Origin of the sequence: Caballeronia sp. INML1 (genome assembly GCF_023631085.1) — a bacterium.
Lineage (GTDB): Bacteria > Pseudomonadota > Gammaproteobacteria > Burkholderiales > Burkholderiaceae > Caballeronia > Caballeronia turbans.
On sequence record NZ_JALQDT010000035.1, the window covers coordinates 70,409 to 93,627 of the forward strand.

A 23,219-nucleotide genomic window follows, 5' to 3' on the forward strand; every position below is an offset into this window, starting at 1 on the left:
CATGCCTGTGATGTCTGCTTACTTCTTGGCCTTATCGGTGTCGTTGATGAAGCGCATGTTCGCGGCTCGTATGGCGAAGCCGTTCGGGTACCGCAAATCCGCATATTCGATGTCTTTCCCCCATCGTCCCGTGACGGACGTCCACGACGCGACGAATCGCTTGCAACGGTCGTTCAGCGTGTCCTGGTTGCGCTCGCGGCCGAGTTCGATCTGCGTGCCGTTCGAGAGCTTGACCGTCCACGCAAAGCGCGGCGACAGCGTCACTTCCTCGGGCTTCGCATCCAGCGGCGCGAACCACTTCTGAAAATCGCGATACCGCGCAACCACTTCCTTCGCCGTGCCTTCGGGACCGTCGAACGACGGCAGGTCGTCGTCGAGTTCGCCCTGGTTCGCCGTGAAGAGATCGCCGTCGACGCTCACGAGTTGATCGTTGCCCCATGTGCCGAGCGGCTTGTATTCCTCCAGCGTCACTGCGAGCGCGTTCGGCCACACGCGCCGCACGCTCGCGTGGCGCACCCACGGCACCTGCTCGAAGGCGGCGCGCGCCGCATCCAGATCGACGGTGAAGAAGTTGCCCTTGAGATGACCGACCACGCTCGCGCGCACGACCGGCGAACTGACGTGGGTCGTGTCTCCGTCGATCTGAATCTCGCGCAGGCGAAACTCGGGACGCTGGATCGCCCAGTAACCCGCGGCGCCCAGAAGCAGCAGCACGAGCACGACGTGCAGCGCGTTGGCGGCGAGGTTGAGTTGGCGAACGTTGTTCCACATGGTTTCGCTTGTTCGTATCCTGTGAGTGATCGACCTAATTCTTCAGCGTGAGCGACAGCACCTTCACGACGAGATCCTTGTAGCTGATGCCGACCGCGCGCGCGGCCTTCGGCGGCAGCGAGTGATCGGTCATGCCGGGCGCCGTGTTCACTTCGAGGAAATACGGGTTGCCGTCCGAGTCGAGCATGAAGTCGGCGCGGCCCCAGTCGGTGCAGCCGAGAATCTCGAACGCGCGCTTGGTCAGCTGCTTCATGCGTGCTTCTTCGGCTTCGGTCAGGCCGCAAGGAATCAGATACTGCGTGTCGTCGGCGACGTACTTCGCGTGATAGTCGTAGAACTCGCCCGCCGGCACGATCTTGATGACCGGCAAATCAAGATCGCCCGCGATGCAGCACGTGAACTCGCCGCCGCCCTCGATGCTCTTCTCGACGATCACGATCTTGTCGAAGTTCGCAGCTTCAGCGAGCGCCGGCACGAGCGCTTCCGCGCTCTTCACCTTGATAACCGCGACACTCGAGCCTTCGCTGGCCGGCTTCACGAAGAGCGGCAGCCCGAGCTTCGCGACGATGTCCTGCGCGCGCGCCGCGTAATCTTCACCGCGAAAGACGGTTTCGAACGGCGGCGTCGGAATGCCGGTCTGCTGCCACACGAGCTTCGTGCGCAGCTTGTCCATACCGAGCGCCGAGCCGAGCACGCCGCTGCCCGTGTAACGGATGCCGTAGAAATCCAGCGCGCCTTGCAATTGGCCGTTCTCGCCATAGCCGCCGTGCAGCGCGATGAACGCGCGCACGAAACCGTCGGCCTTCAGTTCCGAAAGCGGACGCCGGGCCGGATCGAACGGATGCGCATCGATGCCCGCGTCGCGCAGACCTTCGAGCACGAGGCGCCCGGAATTGAGCGACACCTCGCGCTCGGCGGAATTTCCACCGAGCAATACCGCGACTTTGCCGAAGGCTTTGGGATCGATTTGATTCACCTGATTGCTCATGTTCTTGATACCGCTCTTACTGAGACTGGCCATTTGCCACGTTCGCCAGCTTTCCGCACACGCCGCCGATGGAACCCGCGCCCATCGTGATCACCACGTCGCCGTTACGCGCGATCGTCGTTACCGCGTCGGGCACTTCGTCGATCGTCTCGACGAATACCGGCTCCACCTTGCCCGCGACGCGAATCGCGCGCGCCAATGCGCGGCCGTCCGCTGCGACGATGGGTGCTTCGCCTGCTGCGTAAACGTCGGTGAGCACGAGCGCATCGACCGTCGACAGCACTCGTACGAAATCCTCGAAGCAGTCGCGCGTGCGCGTATAGCGATGCGGCTGGAACGCGAGAACGAGACGCCGGTCGGGAAACGCACCGCGCGCCGCCGCGATCGTCGCGGCCATTTCAACCGGGTGATGACCGTAGTCGTCGATCAGCGTGTACGCGCCTTCGCCGGTGCTCGCGTTCACTTCGCCGTAACGCTGGAAGCGCCGGCCCACGCCGTTGAATTCGGCGAGCGCACGCTGGATATCGGCATCCGCGACTTCAAGTTCAGTCGCAATCGCAATCGCCGCGAGCGCGTTCTGCACGTTGTGCGTACCCGGAAGGTTCAACACGATGTCGAGCGACGGCGCATCCGCGCGCAACGTGGTGAAATGCATGCGGCCGTCGCGCGCCTCGACATTTACTGCGCGCACTTCCGCTTCGGCGCCCAGGCCGTAGCGGATGATCGGCTTCGAGACGAACGGCAGGATTTCGCGCACGTTCGGATCGTCGACGCACAACACCGCGATGCCATAGAACGGCAGACGATGCGTGAACTCGATGAACGCCTGCTTCAGCCGCGCGAAGTCGTGGCCGTAGGTGTCCATGTGATCGGCGTCGATGTTCGTGATGACTTCGATCACCGGGAAGAGATTCAGGAACGATGCGTCGGATTCGTCGGCTTCCGCGACGATGAAATCGCCCGTGCCGAGCCGCGCGTTCGCGCCCGCGCTAATCAGGCGGCCGCCGATGACGAACGTCGGATCGAGTCCGCCCGCGGCGAGCACGCTTGCGACGAGCGAAGTCGTCGTGGTCTTGCCATGCGTACCGGCGATCGCGATGCCCTGCTTGAGCCGCATGAGTTCCGCGAGCATCACGGCGCGCGGCACGATCGGCACGCGGCGATGGCGCGCCGCGAGCACCTCGGGATTGTCGGGACGCACGGCCGTCGACACGACGACCGCATTCGCGCCTTCGATGTTCTGTTCCTGATGGCCGATGTCGACGCGCGCGCCGAGCGCACGCAACCGCTCGGTCACGGCGTTGTTCGCGAGATCCGAACCGCTCACGTGATAGCCGAGATTGAGCAGCACCTCCGCGATGCCGCTCATGCCGGCGCCACCGATCCCGACGAAGTGAATATGCTTGACGATATGTTTCATTAATGTGCCTCCCGAGCTTGCGCGTTCACACGCGCGCCGGCCACGTCGGCGCATATGCTCGCGACCTTTTCGGTCGCGTCCGGTTTCGCGAGTGCGCGCGAGCGCTCGGCCATTTGCTCGAGCGATGCGCGCGTCTGTACGCGTAGCAAGTCGGCGAGCTTTTGCGCCGACAAATCGCGTTGTTGTATCAGTTCAGCCGCGCCGTTCTTCGCGAGAAAGGCGCCGTTGGTCGTCTGGTGATCGTCGACGGCGAACGGGAACGGCACGAAGAGCGCTGCTACGCCCACCGCCGCAATCTCCGAGACCGTCATCGCGCCTGAGCGACAGATGACGAGATCCGCCGATGCGTAAGCGCCCGCCATGTCTTCGATGAACGGCACGAGTTGCAAATCTTCTCCGCGCGTGAGACCCGCCGCCGCGTAGTTCGCTTCCAGTGCTTCGATATGCTTCGCGCCCGCCTGATGAACGATGCGCGGACGCTCGTCCGGCGCCAGCATCGCGAGCGCCTTCGGCACGGTTTCGTTCAATGCGGCCGCGCCGAGACTGCCGCCGACGACGAGCACATTCAGACGCCCCGAACGCGCGGCGTAGCGTACTTTGGGTGGCAACGCGCTCGTTAGTTCCGCACGGATCGGATTACCGGTCCATTCGGCATTCGGCAGAGCATTTGGAAACGCGACGAGCACGCGTTTCGCAAGATGCGCGAGCACCTTGTTCGCGAGTCCCGCGATCGAATTCTGTTCGTGCAGCACGAGCGGGCAGCCCGCGAGCTTCGTCATGATGCCCGCCGGAAACGTGATGTAGCCGCCCATGCCGAGTACGACATCCGGCTTCACGCGACGCAGCGCGGCGAGGCTCTGCGAGCATGCGCGCAGCAGATTCACCGGCAGCATCAGCTTCGTCTTGATGCCTTTTCCGCGCACGCCGCCAAAGCGCACGTATTCCATCGGAATGCCGTGCTTCGGCACGAGCGTCGCTTCCATGCCGTTCGCATTGCCGAGCCATACCACGCGCCAGCCGTGGGCCTGCATCCAGTGCGCGACCGCGAGCCCCGGGAACACGTGGCCCCCGGTGCCGCCCGCCATCACCATCAAGGTGCGGCCGCGTTGCGCGGTCATACTTTTCCTCCGCGCATGAGAACCCGATTTTCGTAATCCACGCGCAGCAAGACAGCCAGCGCGACGCAGTTCAGCAAAATGCCCGAGCCGCCGTAGCTGACGAGCGGCAGCGTAAGACCCTTGGTCGGCAGGAGGCCGAGATTCACGCCCATGTTGATGAACGTCTGCGCGCCGAACCAGATGCCGACGCCCTTCGCCATCAGACCGGCGAACGTGCGATCGAGCGCGAGCGCCTGACGGCCGATCTCGAACGCGCGGCGCACGATCCAGTAGAACAGCAGGATCACGCAAATCACGCCGACGAAACCGAGTTCCTCGCCGATCACGGCAAGAATGAAGTCGGTATGCGCTTCTGGAAGATAGTTGAGCTTTTCGACGCTGCCACCGAGTCCGACGCCGAACCACTCCCCGCGTCCGAACGCGATGAGCGAGTGCGTCAACTGGTACGCCTTGCCTTGCGCGTAACGGTCGTCCCACGGATCGAGGTAAGCGAAGATTCGCTCGCGACGCCACGGCGATGCCCACACGAGCAACGTGAACGTGCCCACCGCCGTCGCCACCAGTCCGCCGAACAGCTTGCCATTGACGCCGCCGAGGAACAGCACGCCCATCGCGATGGCGGCGATCACCATGAACGCGCCCATATCGGGTTCGAGCAGCAAAAGCGCGCCGACCGCGCCGACCGCCACCGCCATCGGCAGGAAGCCCTTGCCGAAGCTGTGCATGAATTCCTGCTTGCGCACGGTGTAGTTTGCGGCGTAGATCGTCACCGCGAGCTTCATGATTTCCGACGGCTGCATGTTCGTGATGCCGAGCGGAATCCAGCGGCGCGCGCCGTTCACGCCTTTGCCGACGTGCGGAATCAGCACGATGACCAGCAACACCAGCGCGAAGAGAAACAGCTTCGGCGCGTATTTTTCCCAGGTCTTGATCGGGATCTTGAACGCGATGATCGCGCCGACGAGCGCCGTCGTAATCGAGATCAGGTGGCGCACGAGGAAGTGATAGTCGCGGTAGCTCGCGTACTTCGGAGAATCGGGCATCGCGATCGACGCCGAGTACACCATCACGATGCCCAGACCGAGCAGCGCGATCATCACCCAGAGCAGCGAATAGTCGTAGTCGAGCATGCGCGAGCGCGCGGGGCGCACGCCGTTCACCGCGCTCGAAATGCCACCGCGCGTGCCGGAATTCGAGCGGCCCGCGAGCGAGTCGCTCGGCATCGCGTTGCGCTGGCCCGTGAGTTTCGATCCGAAGCGGTCCGACCAGCTCATAGCATCACTCCCCGCGCGGCGGCGATATCTTCCACGGCGCTGCGAAACACGTCGGCGCGGTGTGCGTAGTTCCTGAACATGTCGAGGCTCGCGCACGCGGGCGAGAGCAACACGGCGTCGCCGGCTTCCGCGATGCGCGCGGCGGCATTCGTCGCGGCTTCGAGCGTCGCGTGGTCTTCGAGCACGACGCCCGTCGATGCGAGCGTTTCGCGAATGCGCGGCGCGTCGCGTCCGATCAGCATGACCGCGCGCGCCCAGCGTGCGACAGGCGCTTCGAGCGGCGAAAAGTCCTGGCCCTTGCCGTCGCCACCAGCGATCAGCACGATGCGTTGCGCGAGTCCATCGAGCGCGGCCACCGTCGCGCCGACGTTGGTGCCCTTGCTGTCGTCGACGTAATCGACGCCGTCGATCTGCGCGATCACTTCCACGCGATGCGGCTCACCGCGATACTCGCGCAGGCCGTGCAACAGCGCGGCGAGCGGGAGATCGATCGCACGCGCGAGCGCGAGCGCCGCAAGCGCGTTCGCCGCGTTGTGAAGCCCGCGAATACGCAGCGCATCGACAGGCATCAGTCGCTTCGAGACGACGTTCGGCTCGCTGACTTCCTGCTTGCGGCGACGCGACGGCGAGGGTTCATCGGCGGCGTCGCGATCGACGCCGATGGCGAGCCACGTCATGCCGTTGTCGCGCAGCAAACCATAGTCACCGACATGACACGGCTCGTTCAGCCCGAACGTCACGACGCGGTCCTGCGCGATGTTCTTCGCGAGCGCCATCGTGCGGGCGTCGTCACGGTTCAGCACGCGCGTCGTGCGCAATCCGAAAATGCGGCCCTTCGCGGCGGCATACGCGTCCAGGCCACCGTGCCAGTCGAGATGATCCTGCGTGATATTGAGCACCGCGGCCGCGTGCGGTGCGAAGGAATGCGCGGTTTCGAGCTGGAAGCTGGACAGTTCGAGTACCCAGACATCCGGGAGGGCGGTTTGATCGATCGCTTCGGTCAGTTTGTCGAGCATCGACGGGCTGATGTTGCCCGCGACTGCGACCGACTTGCCCGCACGCTCGCACAAAAGACCGGTAAGCGCGGTGGTCGTGGTTTTGCCGTTCGTGCCGGTGATCGCGATGACCTTCGGCGCATAACCGTTCGCGCCCAGTCCGGCGAGCGCCTGCGCGAAGAGTTCCAGTTCGCCCCACACGGGAATACCGCGTTCCTTTGCTGCGGCGATCAACGGCGCGAGATCCGGCGCGAGCGGCGAAAGCCCCGGGCTGATCGCAACGAGTTCGATGCCGCCATCGAGCAATGCGGGCGTGAACGCCCCGCCGATGAAGTCCGCATCGATCTTGTGAACCGCGAGTTCGGAAAGATTCGGCGGCGTTTCGCGCGTGTCGGCGATCTTCAGGCGGCAACCGTGCCTGGCGCACCAGCGCGCCATCGCCAGACCGGATTCACCCAGTCCCAGCACGAGCACCATCGGACTTTGCCGACCGACAAACTTCTCGCCAAACATCGCTTTACCTTTCCCAAAAACCTGAAACCGCGAAACCGCAAAAAAATCAACGCAACTTGAGCGTCGACAAGCCGAAGAGACACAGCATCAACGTGATGATCCAGAAGCGCACGACCACTTGCGTCTCGGTCCAGCCGGACAACTCGTAGTGGTGATGCAGCGGCGCCATCTTGAAGAAACGCCGGCCTTCGCCGTAGCGGCGCTTCGTGAACTTGAACCAGAAGACCTGCAGCATCACGGAAAGCGTTTCCGCGACGAAGATGCCGCCCATGATGAAGAGCACGATCTCCTGACGGACGATCACCGCGATCGTGCCTAGCGCGCCGCCGAGCGCGAGCGCGCCGACATCGCCCATGAAGACTTGCGCGGGGTGCGTGTTGTACCAGAGAAACGCGAGACCCGCGCCCCCCATTGCGGAACAAAAGATCAAAAGTTCGCCCGCGCCGGGAATGTGCGGGAACAACAGATATTTCGAATAAACCGAACTGCCCATCACGTACGCGAACGCGCCGAGCGACGCGCCCACGAGCACGACCGGCATGATGACGAGACCGTCGAGACCATCGGTGAGATTCACCGCGTTGCTCGAACCGACGATCACGAAATACGTCATCGCGATGAAGCCCCACACGCCGAGCGGATAGGTGATCGACTTGAGGAACGGCAGCATCAAGTCTGCGCGCGCGGGCAGGCCCATCGACAGGCCGCTCTTCACCCACGCCATGAAGAGATCGAACACGCGCGCGTTGTTCGCCTCCGAGACGCTGAACGCGAGATAAACGGCCGCGAAAATGCCGATCACCGATTGCCAGAAATACTTCTCACGCGAGGACATGCCGCGAGGATCCTTGTGCACGACCTTGCGATAGTCATCCACCCAGCCGATCACGCCGTAGCCAAAGGTGACGAGCATCACGATCCACACGAAGCGGTTCGTGAGGTCGGCCCACAGCAGCGTCGACACCGCGATGCCGATGAGAATGAGCACGCCGCCCATCGTCGGCGTGCCGGACTTGACGAGGTGCGTCTGCGGGCCGTCCTTGCGCACGGCCTGGCCGACTTTGAGCGCGCTCAGCTTGCGGATGACCCACGGGCCGCAAACCAGGCCGATCAAAAGCGCCGTCGCCGTGGCGCCCACGGCGCGGAACGTGATGTAGGTAAACACGCGCATGAAGCTGGCGTCATTCTGGAGCCATTGCGCGAGTGCGAGTAGCATGCTGGTCCTTCTCTTTCAGTGAATCAATGTGCCGCGGGCGCACTGCCCGCAGCGGATTGTTGGGAAGTCGTCAAGGCGTCCACTACGCGCTCCATCTTCATGAAGCGCGAGCCTTTCGCGAGATACGTTGCGTTGCTGCCGTAACCTGCGCGTTCGAGTGCGGCGACCATTTCGGTGACGTCACCGAAATGCGCCGCGGTTTGCTTCGATGCGCTGGCGGTGAATGCGTTCACCGCATCGACACTGGCTGCGCCGAGCGCGAAGAGCGCATCGATACCGCGCTCGGCCGCATACGCGCCGACTTCGCGATGAAACGCCGGACCTTCCTCGCCGACTTCGCCCATGTCGCCCATCACGAGCACGCGAGGTGCTGCCTGCGATGCGAGCACGTCGATCGCGGCGCGCATCGAATCGGGATTCGAGTTGTACGTGTCGTCGATGACGGTCGCGCCTGCGAGCGCGCCGAGGATCGCGCGCTTCACCTGCAGACGGCCCTTCACCGGCTGGAAGGATTCGAGGCCGCGCTTGATCGCATCGAGCGAAACGCCCGCGGCGAGCGCGGCTGCGGTCGCGGCCATTGCGTTGCGCGCATTGTGTTCGCCGAGCACGTTCAACGCGACATCGAGCGCGCCTTGCGGCGTCTGCATGCGCACCGTCGTGCCTTCGAGCGTGCCGGTGACGGCTGCCTTCGACGCGTCGTCCGTGAGCGCGAAGTCGATGATCGGGTTGCCCGTCGCGGCCGTGCGCCAGAAGACGGCGTATTGATCGTCGGCGGGAAACACGGCCGTACCCGTTTCACCGAGCGCGTGAATCACCGACGCGTGCTCTAGCGCGACCGCTTCGACCGTCGCCATGAACTCCTGATGCTCACGCTGCGCGTTGTTGACGACGGCGACGTCCGGCGCGGCGATCTTGCCGAGCACTTCCGTTTCGCCCGGATGATTCATGCCGAGCTCGACCACCGCGAGCTTGTGCGACGTGTTCAGACGGAACAGTGTGAGCGGCAGGCCGATGTCGTTGTTGAAGTTGCCAGCGGTCGCGAGACGCGATTGCTCGCCGACCGCAGCCGCGAAAATCGACGCGATCATCTCCTTGACCGTCGTCTTGCCGTTGCTGCCCGTGACGGCGACGAGCGGCATCGTGAAGCGCGTACGCCAGCCGTGCGCCAGCGCACCGAGTGCGGCGCGCGTGTCCTTTACCTTGATGACAGGAAGTGGCCAGGCATCAGCGTTGCTCGGGTCGCGTGACACGAGCGCCGCAGCCGCGCCGCTCTTTGCCACCTGATCGAGGAAATCATGCGCATCGAAGCGATCGCCCCGCACCGCGACGAACAGGTCACCGGCCTGAACGCCACGGCTGTCCGTGACGATGCGTTCGATAGCCACGTTTTCGTCGCCCTTAAGAACGGCACCGGGAATCATCGCGGTGGCTTCGCGCAAGGTGAACATCGTCATTCGCCACCTCCGCGCTGTTGCGTGGCGCGCGCGGCAAGTGCGAGCCGCGCGTGATCCTGATCCGAGAACGCGCGCTTCTTGCCCATGATTTCCTGCGTGGCTTCGTGTCCTTTCCCGGCGAGCACGACGACATCCTCGCGCGCCGCCGAGCGGATCGCCTGCAGGATCGCGCTCGCACGGTCCTCGATGCGGCGCGCTTTGGCGGCGTCGGTCATTCCGGCTGCGATCTGATCGATGATGGCTTGCGGATCTTCGCTGCGCGGGTTGTCGCTCGTGATGACGACCTGATCCGCGAGACGCTCCGCGATCGCGCCCATGAGCGGACGCTTGGTCGCATCGCGGTCGCCGCCGCAGCCGAACATGCAGACGAGCTCGCCGCCGCGCGCCTGCGCGATCGGGCGCAGCGCGGTGAGCGTTTTGTCGAGCGCGTCGGGCGTGTGGGCGTAGTCGATCACGACGAGCGGCTCATCGCTCTGAATGCGTCCGCCGAGGCGCTCCATGCGTCCGTTGACGGATTCGAGCTTCTCGATGCGCGCGATGGCGGCATCGAACGGCACGCCGACTTCGAGCAGCACGCCGAGCACGGAAAGCAGATTGCTCACGTTGAATGTGCCGAGCGTGCCCACTTCGACATCGGCTTCGCCCCAGTCGGACGACAAATGAAACGCTGTACCCGTCGCGGTCGCGCGGACCTGCGTCGCGAGCAGCATCGCGTCGGCGCTCGGCGCGGCATCGGCGGGCATTTCGACGCCATAGGCGATCGTGCGCACGTTGCCGCGCAGCGATTCGATCAGGCGCCGACCCGCCGCATCGTCGCGATTGACGATTGCCGTCTTGAGCGACGGCCACGCGAAGAGACGCGCTTTCGCTGCTTCGTAGGCGTCGAAGGTGCCGTGGTAATCGAGATGATCCTGCGTGAGATTCGTGAAAATGGCGACGTCGAAATCGACGCCATTCACGCGGCCCTGGTGCAGCGCATGCGACGACACCTCCATTGCTACGCCTTCCGCGCCCTGCGCCTTCAATTGCGCGAGATTGCGCTGCAATTGCGGCGCGTCGGGCGTGGTGAAGCCGCTATGTACGAGCTTGCCCGGCATGCCGATGCCGAGCGTGCCGACGATCGCGCACGGGCGGCCGAGCGCCGTCAACGCCGTGGCGATCCACTGGCTGCACGAGGTCTTACCGTTCGTGCCTGTCACGCCGACGGTCAGCATCGATGCCGTCGGCTCGCCGTACCACGCGGACGCGATCGGGCCCGCGAGTTCGTTCAGCGCCTTCACGGCGAGCGTTTTCGATTGATCGGGCTTGCCCGCGAACCTCTCCGGCTGATAGAGCGCCGCGGCCGCGCCCGCGGCGAGCGCGGCGTCGAGATACGGGCGGTTGTCCGCGCCATCCACCGCATAGGCGAGGAACACGTCGCCGCTTTTGAGCGAGCGCGTGTCGGCGTGCAGTTGCGCCTCGGGCCGCGCGTGCGCGCGCAGCCACTGAACGGCATGTGATACATCCTTTTGCATTTTGCTCTGTCGGGCCTGCGCGCTCATCGCACGACTCCCGGGTGCGTCTTCGTGTTGCTGGACACCGCGACTTTCTTCGCGGTGTTCACGTTATTCCTGTTCGCCGGCTGCTGGGCTGCCGGTTGTGCGGCGGCGTTCGAATCGTCCGTCACGACCATCTGCTTGACCGGCATGTCGGGCGGCACGTTGAGCGCGCGCAGCGTGTCGCCGACGATGCCCGAGAACACCGGACCCGATACCTGACCGCCGAAGTGGCTACCGACCGTCGGCTCGTCGACGGACACCGCCACGACGATGCGCGGATTCGGCATCGGCCCCATGCCGACAAACGATGCGCGGTACTTGGAATGGTCGTAGCCGTGACCGCCGTGCTTGTACGCCGTGCCCGACTTGCCGCCGACGCGATAGCCCGCCACGGCCGCATCCGGCGACGTGCCGCCCTTCGCCGTCACGGTTTCGAGCATCGCGCGCACTTGGCGCGCGGTCGTGGGCGAGAATACCTGCTGACCGATCGGCGGCTGATCGCCGGGCGTGCGGAAAATCGAGACCGGCAGAATGGTGCCGTCGTTGGCGATCGCGGTGTACGCGCGCGCAAGCTGAAACAGCGACGCGGACAAGCCGTAACCATAGGACATCGTCGCCTGCTCGATGCGCCGCCAGCTTTTCCACGGCCGCAGGCGTCCTGTCACGGCGCCCGGAAAACCGACCTTCGGCGCCTGACCGAGCCCGATGCTCGTGTACATGTTCCACATTTCCTCAGGACGCAATTGCATCGCAATTTTGGTCGCGCCGATATTGCTCGACTTCTGAATCACGCCGCCGACCGTGAGCGTGCCGAACCCGGAATCGTCCGTGATGCGCGCCCCGTCGAGGACGAACACGCCGCCACCCGTTTCGACGAGCGTATTCGGCGTCACGCGATGCAGATCGAGCGCGAGCGAAACGGTGAACGGCTTCATGATCGAGCCCGGCTCGAACGTGTCCGTCAGAATGCGGTTGCGCAACTGCTCGCCCGTCATGCGCGAGCGGTCGTTCGGGTTGTAAGTGGGATAGTTGACGAGCGCGAGCACCTCGCCCGTTTTCACGTCGATCACGATCGCCGCGCCTGCCTTCGCCTTCGACTTCTCGACGGCCGCTTTCAGGTTCGTGTACGCGATGTACTGAATCTTGCTGTCGATCGAGAGTTCGACATCCGTACCATTGTGCGGCACGACTTGCTCGTCGACGTCCTCGACGATGTGGCCCATGCGGTCCTTGATGACGCGGCGCATGCCCGGCGTGCCGGCGAGAACGTTCTGGTCGCCGAGTTCGACGCCTTCCTGTCCCTTGTCTTCAATATTAGTAAAGCCGATCAGGTGCGCGGTGATTTCGCCTTCCGGGTAAAAGCGCTTGTATTCGCCGCGCGAATAGATGCCGGGAATGTCGAGCGCGGCGACTTTCTGCGCGACTTCGAGCGGCACCTGGCGCTTCACGTAGACGAAGGTCTTGTCCATCGAGAGCTTCGCGCGCAACTCTTTTTCCGGCATTTCGAGCAGTTTGGACAGTTGCGCGAATTTGTCCGCGCCGAGATCGTTCGGCACGGCCTCGGGAATCGCCCAGATGGCCTTCACCGGCAGGCTCGTCGCAAGCACAAGGCCGTTACGGTCGCGAATCTGGCCGCGCGTCGCCGGCATTTCGAGCGTGCGCTGATAGCGGCTCTCCCCCTGCTTCTTGAAGAACGCGTTGCCAGGCCCCTGAATCCAGAACGCGCGTGCGGCGAGGGCGACAAACGCCATAAAAAGCAGGAATACGACGAACTTCGAGCGCCACATCGGCAGGCGCACGGCGAGCAGCGGGTTCGGCGTATGAGCGACGTCTTTCTGCTTCGCGGATTTTTTCATCGCTTGGCTCCGCGTGCAGGCGGCGCCGACGCCGGCAGCGGCGGCGGCATGGGTGCGTCGGCGGCCTTGCCGGTCGCCGTGTCGTAGGTGAGATATTGCGTGCGGCCGGTCGTCACGGGCTGCATTTTCAGTGAGTTAGTGGCCAACTGCTCGATGCGCGACGTCTTCGAGAGCGCGCTCTGCTGATACTGCAACTGCGCGTAATCCTGCTGAAGTTGGCGCTCCTGCGACTGCGCCCGCTGCAAGTCGATGAAGATCTCCCGCTGCTGGTTCGTGGAGCTGACGACCGACAGCGCGCACCCGAGTACGACGATCAGCAGGAAGATATTGAGACGGTTCATGGGGCGATCCGCTCAGCGATACGCATCACCGCGGACCGCGCGCGCGGGTTGTCGGCGACTTCGGCATCGCTCGGAAACACGCGGCCGACCACACGCAGCGGCGGGCTGGGCAGATCGACCGCGCGGATCGGCAAGCGACGGTCCACCGCCGGCGCGCTCGCGTGCGCCTGCATGAACCGCTTGACGATCCGGTCTTCGAGTGAATGAAAGCTGATCACGACCAGCCGCCCCCCTTGCTCCAACAATGCCAATGCCGACTCGAGTACTACTTGCAGCTCCGCAAGCTCTTGATTGACGTGAATCCGTATAGCCTGAAAGGTGCGAGTTGCCGGGTCCTTGCCCTTTTCACGGGTTTTGACGACGTGACCCACGATTTCGGCAAGCTCGCTCGTGCTGTCGAGAGGCCCAAGACGGTCGGACTCTGCCCGGCGAGCAACAAGCGCCTTTGCAATCTGAAAAGCAAACCGTTCTTCCCCATAATCTCTGATGACCTCCGTGATTTCCTGCACCGTAGCCCGTGCGAGCCACTCGGCCGCCGACTCGCCGCGAGTCGGATCCATCCTCATGTCGAGCGGACCTTCTGCGCGGAAGCTGAAGCCGCGCTCCGGGTCGTCCACCTGCGGCGACGACACGCCAAGATCCAGCAACACGCCCGACACCCGCCCGACACCGCGCTCGTTCGCCGCATCGCGCAAAGCCGCGAAGCTGTCGTGCACGATCGAAAAACGCGAGTCGTGAATCTGTTGTGCCGTGGCGATCGCAAGAGGATCCTTGTCGAAGGCGATGAGCTGCCCCGCTTCCCCCAACCGTTGCAAGATCGCCCGGCTATGACCGCCGCGCCCGAAAGTGCCATCTATATAGATGCCGTCCGTGCGCGTGATCAGCCCATCCACCGCTTCCTTCAGCAGCACCGTGCGGTGCTGCAGCTCTTTTCCCGACGAATTCGCCATGTTCTTCAGCGCCGCGTCAGAAAGTGAAATTCTTCAGCGCTTCGGGCATGCCCTGCGCCATCGCCGCCGCTTCCTTCGCCGCGTAGGTCTGCGAATCCCACAACTCGAAGTGCGCGCCCATGCCGAGCAAGGTCACCTCTTTTTCCAGCGACGCGGCAGCACGCAGCTCGGGCGAGACCAGCACGCGCCCGGCGCTGTCGAGTTCGACATCCATTGCATTACCGAGAAAGATGCGCCGCCACCACATGGCTTCCATCGGAAGCGCGGCGACCTTGGCGCGAAAGACTTCCCACTCCGGGCGAGGAAAGAGCAACAGGCATCCATCCGGGCTCTTCGTGAGCGTCACCCGGCCCTCTGCCTGCCCTTGCAGCGCTTCCCGATAGCGCGACGGAACCGACATCCGCCCTTTCGCATCGAGCGTCAGCGCCGACGCCCCTTGGAACACTCACCCTCTCCCCGTTTCGGACGCCCACCCTGACGCCCGTCCCACCTGCTTTTGCTTGAAAATGGCCTGCGAATCACACAAAAGACCACTTTCTCACACTGTCTCCCACTTTAGAGGAACGCATTTCCTCGGTCAAGACGCGTAACTTTTTTTCGAGTGGTTTTTATTCGCTAGAACAAGGACTTAGCGCAGGAGCTTGAAGTGACGGCGAAAGAGAAAACCGTTATGAATTAGAGGGCTAGTGCGGGATGTGAAGGTAGTACGTGAAATGAGCAGGCGAAATGAGGGAAATGTAACGGTTCTTCTGGCCAACTAGTGGTCCACTCGTGGGTTCGGACAGCGAGCGCCATGGGGCGCCACGCGGCGGCGATTGCCGAGGCGTCTAACACGCTATATGTAGTAGGCCGTGCGAGTCATCACTTTGGACGCTGCACGCATCAGGGCGCGAACCGGAAACGGCACTTCGCTGCCACCCGCGCCGATTGCCGCGGCGGCGTGCGCGCTTTCGTCGAGACGCATCTGTTCGACGATCGCGCGCGACGCGTGATCGTTCACCGGCAACGTCTTCATGTGACCATCGAGATGTTGCTCGACCTGGCGTTCGGTCTCCGCCATAAAGCCGAGGCTCGCACGATCGCCGAAGCGGCCCGCGACGAAACCGATCGCGAGCGCGCCCGCGTACCAGAGCGGATTCAATAAGCTCGGCCGCGACTCGAGATCCTTGAGCCGCGTCGACGTCCACGCGAGATGATCCTCTTCCTCGCGCGCGGCTCGCTCGAAGCTCGCTTTGAGTTCGGGCGAATTGGTGGCGAGCTTCTGCGCCTGATACAGCGCCTGCGCGCAGACTTCGCCGACGTGGTTCACACGCATCAAGCCGGCCGAATGAGCGCGCTCTTTCTCGGTGAGTTGTGATTCCTCCGAGAGAACATCGCCTTGCGCGTCCGGACCGGACATCGTCGATTCGGGAATCGGCCGCGACATGCGACTCACGCCGGTCATGGAGCGCAAGCCCCGATCGAACTCGCTGATGACTTCATCGAGCGTCATGTTGCCACCTCTCTTCATAGTTCGTGGTCACGGCGTTTGCGCGTTTTCAGCAAACCGTATGCGCTGGCTCCTCGGCGCTGACCGGGTGTTTCGTCAAGCGGCTGAGCGAGCATGCGAAGAAAACGCGGATTTTAGCGCACATCGAGGGGCCTCGAAGCCGCGCAGGCTTGTCAGGGCCTAGGTTTCAGCAGCCCGAAGCGCAGCCAGGCTCTTCGTGACAAGGACTATGGAACGCTTCGCGATCGACGCATCTGCGACTGCCGGCGACGCACCCCTTCGACGCGCGCGAGCGCACCGCAGACGCCCCTTCGCAAGCCCCGTTTTGGTAATTAGGGCAAACACGACTCGCAAAAGTCCTGCAAAACCAACATTTTAGCGTCTGTTGCGTAAACGTCACACGAGTCCGGCGGATCTTCCCCTTTTCCTTTGTCCTCCAAAGTCTCTTTGTTACATTACGTCTCAACTTCATTAAGAAGCCCGGCAGGGACCGTCAACACACTGGCGCTAAGAACAGTGACCTTGCCAAAAGTCGCAAACACTCCCTGGAGATCTATTCAATGAAAAAGTCGCTTCTCGCTCTCGCCGCATTGGGCGCATTCGCAGGCGCTGCACATGCGCAGAGCAGCGTGACGCTGTACGGCATCATCGACGCAGGCTTCGCCTACAACAACAACAGCAACGGTCAGAAGCTGTATGCAATGAACAGCGGCAACCTGCAGGGTAGCCGTTGGGGCCTGCGCGGCACGGAAGACCTCGGTGGCGGTCTGAAGGCCATCTTCGTGTTGGAAAACGGCTTCAACGTGTTCAACGGCCAACTGGGCCAAGGCGGCGACATGTTCGGCCGTCAGGCTTACGTCGGTCTGTCGACGGCACAATTCGGCACGGTCACCTTGGGTCGTCAGTACGACTCCGTGGTTGACTACACCGGCGCATTCGAAGTCGGTAGCCAGTGGGCGTCGTACTTCGGCGCGCACCCGGGCGACCTGGACAACATGAACAACTCGAATCGCGTGAACAACGCGGTCAAGTACACGAGCGCAAACTACGCCGGCTTCACGTTCGGCGGCCTGTACAGCCTCGGCGGCCAGGCCGGCCAGTTCAACCGCAACCAGATCTGGTCGGTTGGCCTCGGCTATTCGCAAGGTCCCCTGCAGTTGGGCGCGGGCTACTTGAACGTCAAGGATCCGAACTTCTCGTTCTTCGGCAACAACGCGACGAGCCGCACGGCGACCACGACGCCTTCGTCTTCGAACATGTCGAGCCGCGTGTACTCGGGCTTCGCATCGGCCAAGACGCAGCAAGTCATCACGGCTGGCGGTGCTTACACGTTCGGTGCAGCGACCGTCGGCGCGACGTATAGCAACACGCAGTTCAAGGACGTCAACAACGAAGCAGGCGCTGGCCTGAACCCGGCTGGGTACACGGGCGGCTCGGGCAAGTTCCACAACGCCGAAATCAACTTCAAGTATCAGCTGACCCCGGCCCTGCTGCTCGGCGCGGCATATGACTACACGAAGGGTTACGGCCTGACCAACGCCAAGTACCATCAGGGCATGCTCGGTGCGGACTACTTCCTGTCGAAGCGCACGGACGTGTACATCGACGGTATCTACCAGCACGCGAGCGGCACGGACTCGACGAACCAAACAGCGGTTGCGAACATCAACGGTCTGTCGCCGTCGTCGACGTCGAACCAGGTTGCCGCTGTTGTCGGTATCCGTCACAAGTTCTAATAAGGTCGTAACAAAGCAGCATCCTCTGAAAGGCGCCTTCGGGCGCCTTTTTTTCGTTCCTGTGCGTGCAGATCGCATGACGCCGCGTCGCGTGCGTCCAACAAAAAAGCCACCGCGTCTCACGACGCGATGGCTTTTCTGGTTCGTAGGATGCGAACGCTACGCGCGGCCGTCGCGCAACTCGCGCCGCAGAATCTTGCCGACATTGCTCTTCGGCAATTCATTGCGGAATTCGATCATCCGCGGGCGCTTGTAGCCGGTGAGCCGCTCCTTGCAGAAAGCGATGACGTCGGCTTCCGTCAGGCTCAGATCCTTGCGCACGATGAAGAGCTTCACCGCTTCGCCGGAGGCCTGATCCTTTACCCCGACCGCGGCGACTTCGAACACGCCCGGCAACATCGCGACGACATCCTCGATTTCGTTCGGATACACGTTGAAGCCCGACACGAGAATCATGTCCTTCTTTCGATCGACAATCTTGACGTAGCCGCGCTCGTCCAGCACGCCGACGTCGCCGGAGCGGAAGAAGCCGTCGTGAGTCATCACCTTCGCCGTTTCGTCGGGGCGGTTCCAGTAGCCCGCCATCACCTGCGGCCCGCGAATGCAGATCTCGCCCGGTTGGCCAAGCGGCACTTCCCGGTTGTCGTCGTCGCGGATCGAGACTTCCGTCGACGGAAGCGGCAAGCCGATCGTGCCCGTGTATTCGGTCGCGGTCACCGGATTGCAGGTCACGCACGGCGAAGTCTCGGACAAGCCGTAACCCTCGATGATCGGTACACCGGTCGCCGCAAACCAGCGCTTTGCGACGGCTTCCTGAACCGCCATGCCTCCACCGTTTGCCGCGATGAGCTTTGAGAAGTCGAGCTTGCCGAAATCGGGATGATTCAACAGCGCGTTATAGAGCGTGTTGACCGCCGGGAACGTGTTGATGGGAACGCCCTTCAATTCCTTTATGGTGCCCGCGATGTCGCGCGGATTCGGAATCAGCACGCCCAGGCCGCCCGTCCGGATCGTCAGCATCCCGCACACCGTGAGCGCGAAGATGTGATACAGCGGCAGGGCGACCACACAAACGAACTGGTCGATGTCGGGACGGCGCTTGCGGGCAGGATCGAGCCAGACTTCTGACTGGAGCGTGTTCGCGATGATATTGCGATGCGTGAGCGTCGCGCCCTTGGCAACGCCCGTCGTGCCTCCGGTGTACTGCAGGAACGCGACGTCGTCGGGAGTCTGGGTGACGGGCTGGAGCGTGAGGCGGCCGCCCTGGTCGAGCGCATCGTTGAAACGAATGCTGCCGGGCAGACTCCACTCGGGAACCATCTTCTTCACGCGACGCACGACGAAGTTGACCAGGAGCCCCTTCAGGCCCATGAGATCGCCCATCGCAGCGACGACCACATGTTTGATTGCAGTGTTCTTGACGACGGCCTGAAGCGTTACCGCGAAGTTCTCCAGAATGACGATCGCTTCCGCGCCGCTGTCTTTGAGCTGGTGCTCGAGTTCGCGCGGCGTGTAAAGCGGATTGACGTTGACGACGATATATCCGGCGCGGAGCACCGCCGCAATCGCGATGGGGTACTGCAAGACATTCGGCATCATCAGCGCGACTCGCGCGCCGGGTTTCATCCCCCGCTTCTGGAACCACGCGGCCAGCTTTCTCGACATTGCGTCGAGCTCTGCGTAAGTGATCGCCTGGCCCAGACAGACGAACGCGCGGCGGTCGCGGTTCGCGCGGAAACTGTCCTCGAGCAGTTCGGAAACCGACCGATACACGGAGGCATCGATGAACGCTGGCACGCCGGCCGGGTAAGACTGTAGCCAGGGTTTCTCCATACGGCGTCTCCTTTATATGATTTTAGAATGGTCGTGCGGAAGCGAGATCGTAGCTTTTCATCAAGCCTCCGACAACTGGGTTAGACGCCATACACCAGAATCGTCTGAGTCCGCCGTGTCATGCACAGCGATCCATCTGCTCCACTTCGACGAGGCAGTCGTAGAACGTCGCTGAGCCTCCGAGGTCCGTCAGCGCCTGGCTAGTCACCTGATTCGCATTGCAGCCATCCGGCGATAACTTCTTCCACCAGATCGACAAGCCAACGACGACGCCTTCGCGCGCGCGATCTGTCACGCGCGCGCGGGCCTGCATCGAGCCGCGATCGTTGAAGATGCGCACCAGCGCGCCATCGGCGATGCCTCGCGCCTGAGCATCGGCGGGATGAATGTCGAGATGCGGTTCGCGTTCCGTCGCGCGCAGGCTCTCGATGTTCACGAAGCTACTGTTCAGGAAGTTGCGGGCCGGCGGCGAGATCATTGCGAGCGGATAACGCGCGGCCAACTCCGGCGAGCCATCCGCGGATTCGTAGGGAGGCAGGTAATCCGGCAGCGGGTCGAGGCCTTCGCGTTTCAGGCGTTCGCTGTAGAACTCGCATTTCCCCGACGGCGTGCGGAACGCGCCCTCGGCCAGCGGAGCCTCTGCGATGTCGAGCTTCAGCCAGCCGGACGACTTCAGCTTGTCCCAGCTCTGACCTTCCAGCGTCCGGTCGTCCCAACGAAAAGCATTCGACGCGATCTGCTCGTCGGTTTCGAAAAGCGCGGGCTCGACGAGGCCCATCGCGCGCGCGAGGCCGCGAAATATCTCGGTGTTCGGGCGCGCTTCGCCGACGGGTGGAATCGCCGGCAGATTCGCCATCACATACGTGTGTCCGTACGACTTGTGGACATCCAGATGCTCGAGTTGTGTCGTCGCGGGAAAGATCAGGTCGGCGTAATCGGCAGTATCGGTCTGGAAGTGTTCAAGCACGATCGTGAACAAGTCCTCGCGCGCGAAACCGGTCTCGACTTTCGCCGAATCGGGCGCGACCGCTACTGGATTTGAGTTGTAGACGATCAGCGCTTCGATTTTCGGCCCGAACTTCTCGTCACCGGGATGGAGCAGCGCGTCACCGATCGCGTTCATGTTGACCGCGCGCGGCAATTTCGAAGGCCACCCCGGCAGCAAATCGGGGCGCTCGAGGGCGCTGCCGTTGATTGGAGTCCATCCTGAGGACGAAAGCAGCAAACCTCCGGCGCGTTCGCGCCACGCGCCCGTCAACGAGGGCAAGCAGGCTATCGCGCGAACCGCGTTGCCGCCACCGCGCACGCGCTGCATGCCGTAGTTCAGCCGGATCGCGGCCTTTTTTGTCGATCCGAACGCGCGAGCGAGTTCTACGACGACGTTCTCTTCGATGCCGCAAATCTGCGCAACGCGTGAAGGCGGATACTGCGCCGCGCGCGCCGCGAGTTCTTCGAAGCCTACGGTATGCGCGCTCACATACTCATCGTCGATGAGGTTTTCTCGAATCAGTACGTCTATCATGCCGAGCGCCAGCGCGGCATCGGTGCCCGGGCGCAGCGCGACGTGCTGATGACACTTTTCCGCAGTGAGCGATTTATAAGGATCGATCGCGATCAGCTTGGCGCCTCGCCGCTTGGCTTCCTGCGCGCGCGTCCAGAAATGCAGACTCGAGGCGATCGGATTCGCTCCCCAGATCAGGATTATTTCGCTCTCTTCGTAAAACTCCGCATGCATGCCTAGGCTGGCGCCGTACGTATAGCGCAAGCCCGCCGCACCGGCGGCGGCGCAAATCGTGCGCTCGAGCCGCGATGCGCCCAGCACATTGAAAAATCGGGCGGCGATGCTCTCTCCTTGGACGAGACCCATCGTTCCCGCGTAGCTGTACGGCAGGATGGATTCGGGCGCACGCCGGGCGATCGGTTTCAGGCGGTCAGCGGCGAGTCGCAATGCCTCGTCCCATCCAATCGACTCGAAACGGCCCTCGCCCTTTTTGCCGACTCGTCGCAAGGGAGTCAGGAGACGATCTCTGTGATGCGTGCGCTCGGCGTATCGAGCGACCTTCGTGCAAAGGACGCCCTGCGTCGGCGGATGATCGGGATCGCCGCTGATCTTGACCGCTTTGCCGTCTTTTACCGTTACGCGCATTGCGCAGGTGTCCGGGCAATCGTGTGGGCATACGGCGCGGGCGAACTCGGCTGGAGCGTTCATCGGAAAGTCCCGTTAATCAGAAGAAAGGCGGCAGATGAACGAATTCTATTACGGCTACTATGCGATCGACCGTCCGGTGCCGCAAATAGTGGCCGCGTAGAATGGATGACTCGCGCGCTCACTATGCGCGCTCGGAATTCAAACGTGAGAGCAGTTCAAATGAATCTGATCCCAGAAATCGAAGCATCACACGATGAAATCAAAACGCTCCGACGAACGATCCATTCTCATCCCGAATTACGTTATGAAGAAGTCGGCACCGCGAAACTCGTGGCCGAAAACCTCGAACGTTGGGGGATCGAGGTGCATCGTGGAATGGGCAAGACTGGTGTCGTGGGAATACTGAAGCGCGGCACCGGAGGCGCATCGATCGGGCTGCGCGCGGATATGGATGCGTTGCCTATTCAGGAACTCAATACGTTCGGACATCGTTCGACGAACGACGGCCGCATGCATGCCTGCGGCCACGATGGTCACACCGCAATGCTGCTCGGCGCCGCAAAACATCTGGCCGAGCGTGGCAAGTTCGACGGGACCGTCGTTTTCATTTTCCAGCCGGCCGAAGAAGGTGGGGCCGGCGCCAGGGCCATGATCGAGGACGGTCTGTTCGACCGATTTCCAGTCGACGCCGTGTTCGGCATCCACAATTGGCCTGGCATGCCCGCGGGTCATTTCGGCGTGATCGAAGGGCCGATTATGGCCTCGAGCAATGAGTTTCGTATCACGGTCCGGGGAACCGGTTCGCATGCCGCCTTGCCGCATAACGGACGCGATCCGGTTTTTACGGCGGTCCAGATTGCGAATGGACTTCAGAGCGTCATTACGCGAAGCAAGAAGCCGATCGATACAGCAGTGCTGTCCATTACTCAGTTTCATGCAGGGGAAGCGGCGAATGTCGTACCCGATCTGGCCTGGCTCGGCGGGACTGTGCGTACTTTCACGGTTGCAACGCTCGATCTGATCGAAGAGCGCATGCGCAAAATCGTCGAAGCAACTGCTGCGGCGTACGATTGCGGGGTAGAGATGCACTTCAGCAGAAATTATCCGCCGACAATCAACGCGCCTGAAGAGACGAGATTCGCGGCAGAAGTGATGGCGGAAGTCGTAGGGAAGGATAAGGTCGACAACGCCGTCGAACCAACAATGGGCGCGGAAGACTTCTCCTTTATGCTTCTTGAAAAGCCTGGATGTTACGCGTTCTTAGGTAACGGCGATGGTGGACATCGCGAGCACGGACATGGCGCCGGACCTTGTATGTTGCACAACGCAAGTTATGACTTCAACGATGATTTGTTGGCTGTTGGATCGTCGTATTGGGTTCGTTTGGCCGAGCGATTTCTGGCTCGCTGACGGCTGCGGCGGCAAAACGGCCATCGCTTTTCGCTTTGAGTCCTCGCGTTGACAAGTTTGCGGTTTCCAAACGCAAAAACCCCACCTTTGTGGGGTGGGGTTTTTGTTTATCGCATGAGGAGCCTGACGATTACCTACTTTCACACGGGTATCCGCACTATCATCGGC

At 62.6% G+C, this 23,219-nt stretch carries 18 protein-coding genes; 2 read left to right on the forward strand and 16 right to left on the reverse strand.

Annotated elements, in window-relative coordinates:
- Positions 1-18 precede the first annotated feature (18 nt).
- The 14 genes from NCR38_RS11640 to coq7 all read right to left on the reverse strand — a co-directional run bounded on the left by NCR38_RS11640 (position 19) and on the right by coq7 (position 15,926).
- A complete protein-coding gene (locus tag NCR38_RS11640; RefSeq protein ID WP_061121484.1) occupies positions 19-771 on the reverse strand; it encodes a cell division protein FtsQ/DivIB in 753 nt (250 codons plus the stop codon).
- A gap of 34 nt (positions 772-805) precedes the next feature.
- Complete coding sequence (locus tag NCR38_RS11645; RefSeq protein WP_061121503.1) at positions 806-1,747, reverse strand: D-alanine--D-alanine ligase; 942 nt, start codon at positions 1,745-1,747, stop codon at positions 806-808.
- Between the two features lie 28 nt (positions 1,748-1,775).
- On the reverse strand, positions 1,776-3,179 hold the full coding sequence (gene murC, locus NCR38_RS11650) for a UDP-N-acetylmuramate--L-alanine ligase (protein WP_061121483.1): 1,404 nt from the start codon (positions 3,177-3,179) through the stop codon (positions 1,776-1,778).
- Positions 3,179-4,297 carry an undecaprenyldiphospho-muramoylpentapeptide beta-N-acetylglucosaminyltransferase gene (murG, locus tag NCR38_RS11655; RefSeq protein WP_250477106.1) on the reverse strand — a complete coding sequence of 373 codons (1,119 nt, stop codon included), beginning with the start codon at positions 4,295-4,297 and terminating at the stop codon, positions 3,179-3,181. Before murG ends, murC begins: the two co-directional genes overlap by 1 nt.
- Positions 4,294-5,571: a putative lipid II flippase FtsW gene (gene ftsW, locus NCR38_RS11660; protein ID WP_250477107.1), complete on the reverse strand. Its 1,278-nt coding sequence runs from the start codon at positions 5,569-5,571 to the stop codon at positions 4,294-4,296. Before ftsW ends, murG begins: the two co-directional genes overlap by 4 nt.
- Complete coding sequence (gene murD / locus NCR38_RS11665) at positions 5,568-7,079, reverse strand: UDP-N-acetylmuramoyl-L-alanine--D-glutamate ligase (RefSeq protein ID WP_250477108.1); 1,512 nt, start codon at positions 7,077-7,079, stop codon at positions 5,568-5,570. The genes ftsW and murD overlap by 4 nt, the downstream gene beginning before the upstream one ends.
- A gap of 46 nt (positions 7,080-7,125) precedes the next feature.
- Entirely contained in the window at positions 7,126-8,295 is a 1,170-nt protein-coding gene (gene mraY / locus NCR38_RS11670) for a phospho-N-acetylmuramoyl-pentapeptide-transferase (protein WP_061121479.1), read from the reverse strand.
- A 23-nt stretch (positions 8,296-8,318) separates the two neighbouring features.
- Entirely contained in the window at positions 8,319-9,749 is a 1,431-nt protein-coding gene (murF, locus tag NCR38_RS11675) for a UDP-N-acetylmuramoyl-tripeptide--D-alanyl-D-alanine ligase (protein WP_250477109.1), read from the reverse strand.
- The gene (locus tag NCR38_RS11680) at positions 9,746-11,290 is read right to left on the reverse strand and encodes a UDP-N-acetylmuramoyl-L-alanyl-D-glutamate--2,6-diaminopimelate ligase (RefSeq protein WP_250477110.1); all 1,545 of its coding nucleotides are present in this window, start codon (positions 11,288-11,290) and stop codon (positions 9,746-9,748) included. Before NCR38_RS11680 ends, murF begins: the two co-directional genes overlap by 4 nt.
- Positions 11,287-13,143 carry a penicillin-binding protein 2 gene (locus NCR38_RS11685; protein ID WP_061121476.1) on the reverse strand — a complete coding sequence of 619 codons (1,857 nt, stop codon included), beginning with the start codon at positions 13,141-13,143 and terminating at the stop codon, positions 11,287-11,289. Before NCR38_RS11685 ends, NCR38_RS11680 begins: the two co-directional genes overlap by 4 nt.
- Positions 13,140-13,484 (reverse strand): cell division protein FtsL, encoded by a 345-nt coding sequence (gene ftsL, locus NCR38_RS11690; protein WP_061121475.1) that lies wholly within the window; start codon positions 13,482-13,484, stop codon positions 13,140-13,142. The genes NCR38_RS11685 and ftsL overlap by 4 nt, the downstream gene beginning before the upstream one ends.
- Positions 13,481-14,434 (reverse strand): 16S rRNA (cytosine(1402)-N(4))-methyltransferase RsmH, encoded by a 954-nt coding sequence (rsmH, locus tag NCR38_RS11695; RefSeq protein WP_061121474.1) that lies wholly within the window; start codon positions 14,432-14,434, stop codon positions 13,481-13,483. Before rsmH ends, ftsL begins: the two co-directional genes overlap by 4 nt.
- Before the next feature lie 16 nt (positions 14,435-14,450).
- Positions 14,451-14,879, reverse strand: a complete 429-nt coding sequence (gene mraZ / locus NCR38_RS11700; protein ID WP_061121473.1) for a division/cell wall cluster transcriptional repressor MraZ — start codon at positions 14,877-14,879, stop codon at positions 14,451-14,453.
- 390 nt (positions 14,880-15,269) lie between these two features.
- The gene (gene coq7, locus NCR38_RS11705; RefSeq protein ID WP_250477111.1) at positions 15,270-15,926 is read right to left on the reverse strand and encodes a 2-polyprenyl-3-methyl-6-methoxy-1,4-benzoquinone monooxygenase; all 657 of its coding nucleotides are present in this window, start codon (positions 15,924-15,926) and stop codon (positions 15,270-15,272) included.
- Positions 15,927-16,483: 557 nt separating this feature from the next.
- On the opposite strand from coq7, the gene NCR38_RS11710 reads away from it, so the two are divergent.
- Positions 16,484-17,659 carry a porin gene (locus NCR38_RS11710; RefSeq protein WP_061121472.1) on the forward strand — a complete coding sequence of 392 codons (1,176 nt, stop codon included), beginning with the start codon at positions 16,484-16,486 and terminating at the stop codon, positions 17,657-17,659.
- Between the two features lie 159 nt (positions 17,660-17,818).
- On the opposite strand, the gene NCR38_RS11715 is transcribed toward NCR38_RS11710, so the two are convergent.
- A complete protein-coding gene (locus NCR38_RS11715; protein ID WP_250477112.1) occupies positions 17,819-19,492 on the reverse strand; it encodes a long-chain fatty acid--CoA ligase in 1,674 nt (557 codons plus the stop codon).
- A gap of 118 nt (positions 19,493-19,610) precedes the next feature.
- Entirely contained in the window at positions 19,611-21,701 is a 2,091-nt protein-coding gene (locus tag NCR38_RS11720) for a molybdopterin-dependent oxidoreductase (protein ID WP_250477113.1), read from the reverse strand.
- 159 nt (positions 21,702-21,860) lie between these two features.
- On the opposite strand from NCR38_RS11720, the gene NCR38_RS11725 reads away from it, so the two are divergent.
- A complete protein-coding gene (locus NCR38_RS11725) occupies positions 21,861-23,051 on the forward strand; it encodes a M20 aminoacylase family protein (protein WP_250477114.1) in 1,191 nt (396 codons plus the stop codon).
- The last annotated feature ends 168 nt before the right edge of the window (positions 23,052-23,219 follow it).

Bases quoted from the DNA above. Each gene is read 5' to 3' on its own strand.
- NCR38_RS11720 (WP_250477113.1), bottom strand. From the start codon at position 21,701: ATGAACGCTCCAGCCGAGTTCGCCCGCGCCGTATGCCCACACGATTGC.
- NCR38_RS11710 (WP_061121472.1), top strand. From the start codon at position 16,484: ATGAAAAAGTCGCTTCTCGCTCTCGCCGCATTGGGCGCATTCGCAGGC.
- NCR38_RS11640 (WP_061121484.1), bottom strand. From the start codon at position 771: ATGTGGAACAACGTTCGCCAACTCAACCTCGCCGCCAACGCGCTGCAC.
- coq7 (WP_250477111.1), bottom strand. From the start codon at position 15,926: ATGACGCTCGATGAAGTCATCAGCGAGTTCGATCGGGGCTTGCGCTCC.
- rsmH (WP_061121474.1), bottom strand. From the start codon at position 14,434: ATGGCGAATTCGTCGGGAAAAGAGCTGCAGCACCGCACGGTGCTGCTG.
- murF (WP_250477109.1), bottom strand. From the start codon at position 9,749: ATGACGATGTTCACCTTGCGCGAAGCCACCGCGATGATTCCCGGTGCC.
- murG (WP_250477106.1), bottom strand. From the start codon at position 4,297: ATGACCGCGCAACGCGGCCGCACCTTGATGGTGATGGCGGGCGGCACC.
- ftsL (WP_061121475.1), bottom strand. From the start codon at position 13,484: ATGAACCGTCTCAATATCTTCCTGCTGATCGTCGTACTCGGGTGCGCG.
- NCR38_RS11715 (WP_250477112.1), bottom strand. From the start codon at position 19,492: ATGGAGAAACCCTGGCTACAGTCTTACCCGGCCGGCGTGCCAGCGTTC.
- ftsW (WP_250477107.1), bottom strand. From the start codon at position 5,571: ATGAGCTGGTCGGACCGCTTCGGATCGAAACTCACGGGCCAGCGCAAC.
- murD (WP_250477108.1), bottom strand. From the start codon at position 7,079: ATGTTTGGCGAGAAGTTTGTCGGTCGGCAAAGTCCGATGGTGCTCGTG.
- murC (WP_061121483.1), bottom strand. From the start codon at position 3,179: ATGAAACATATCGTCAAGCATATTCACTTCGTCGGGATCGGTGGCGCC.
- NCR38_RS11680 (WP_250477110.1), bottom strand. From the start codon at position 11,290: ATGAGCGCGCAGGCCCGACAGAGCAAAATGCAAAAGGATGTATCACAT.
- mraY (WP_061121479.1), bottom strand. From the start codon at position 8,295: ATGCTACTCGCACTCGCGCAATGGCTCCAGAATGACGCCAGCTTCATG.
- NCR38_RS11725 (WP_250477114.1), top strand. From the start codon at position 21,861: ATGAATCTGATCCCAGAAATCGAAGCATCACACGATGAAATCAAAACG.
- NCR38_RS11685 (WP_061121476.1), bottom strand. From the start codon at position 13,143: ATGAAAAAATCCGCGAAGCAGAAAGACGTCGCTCATACGCCGAACCCG.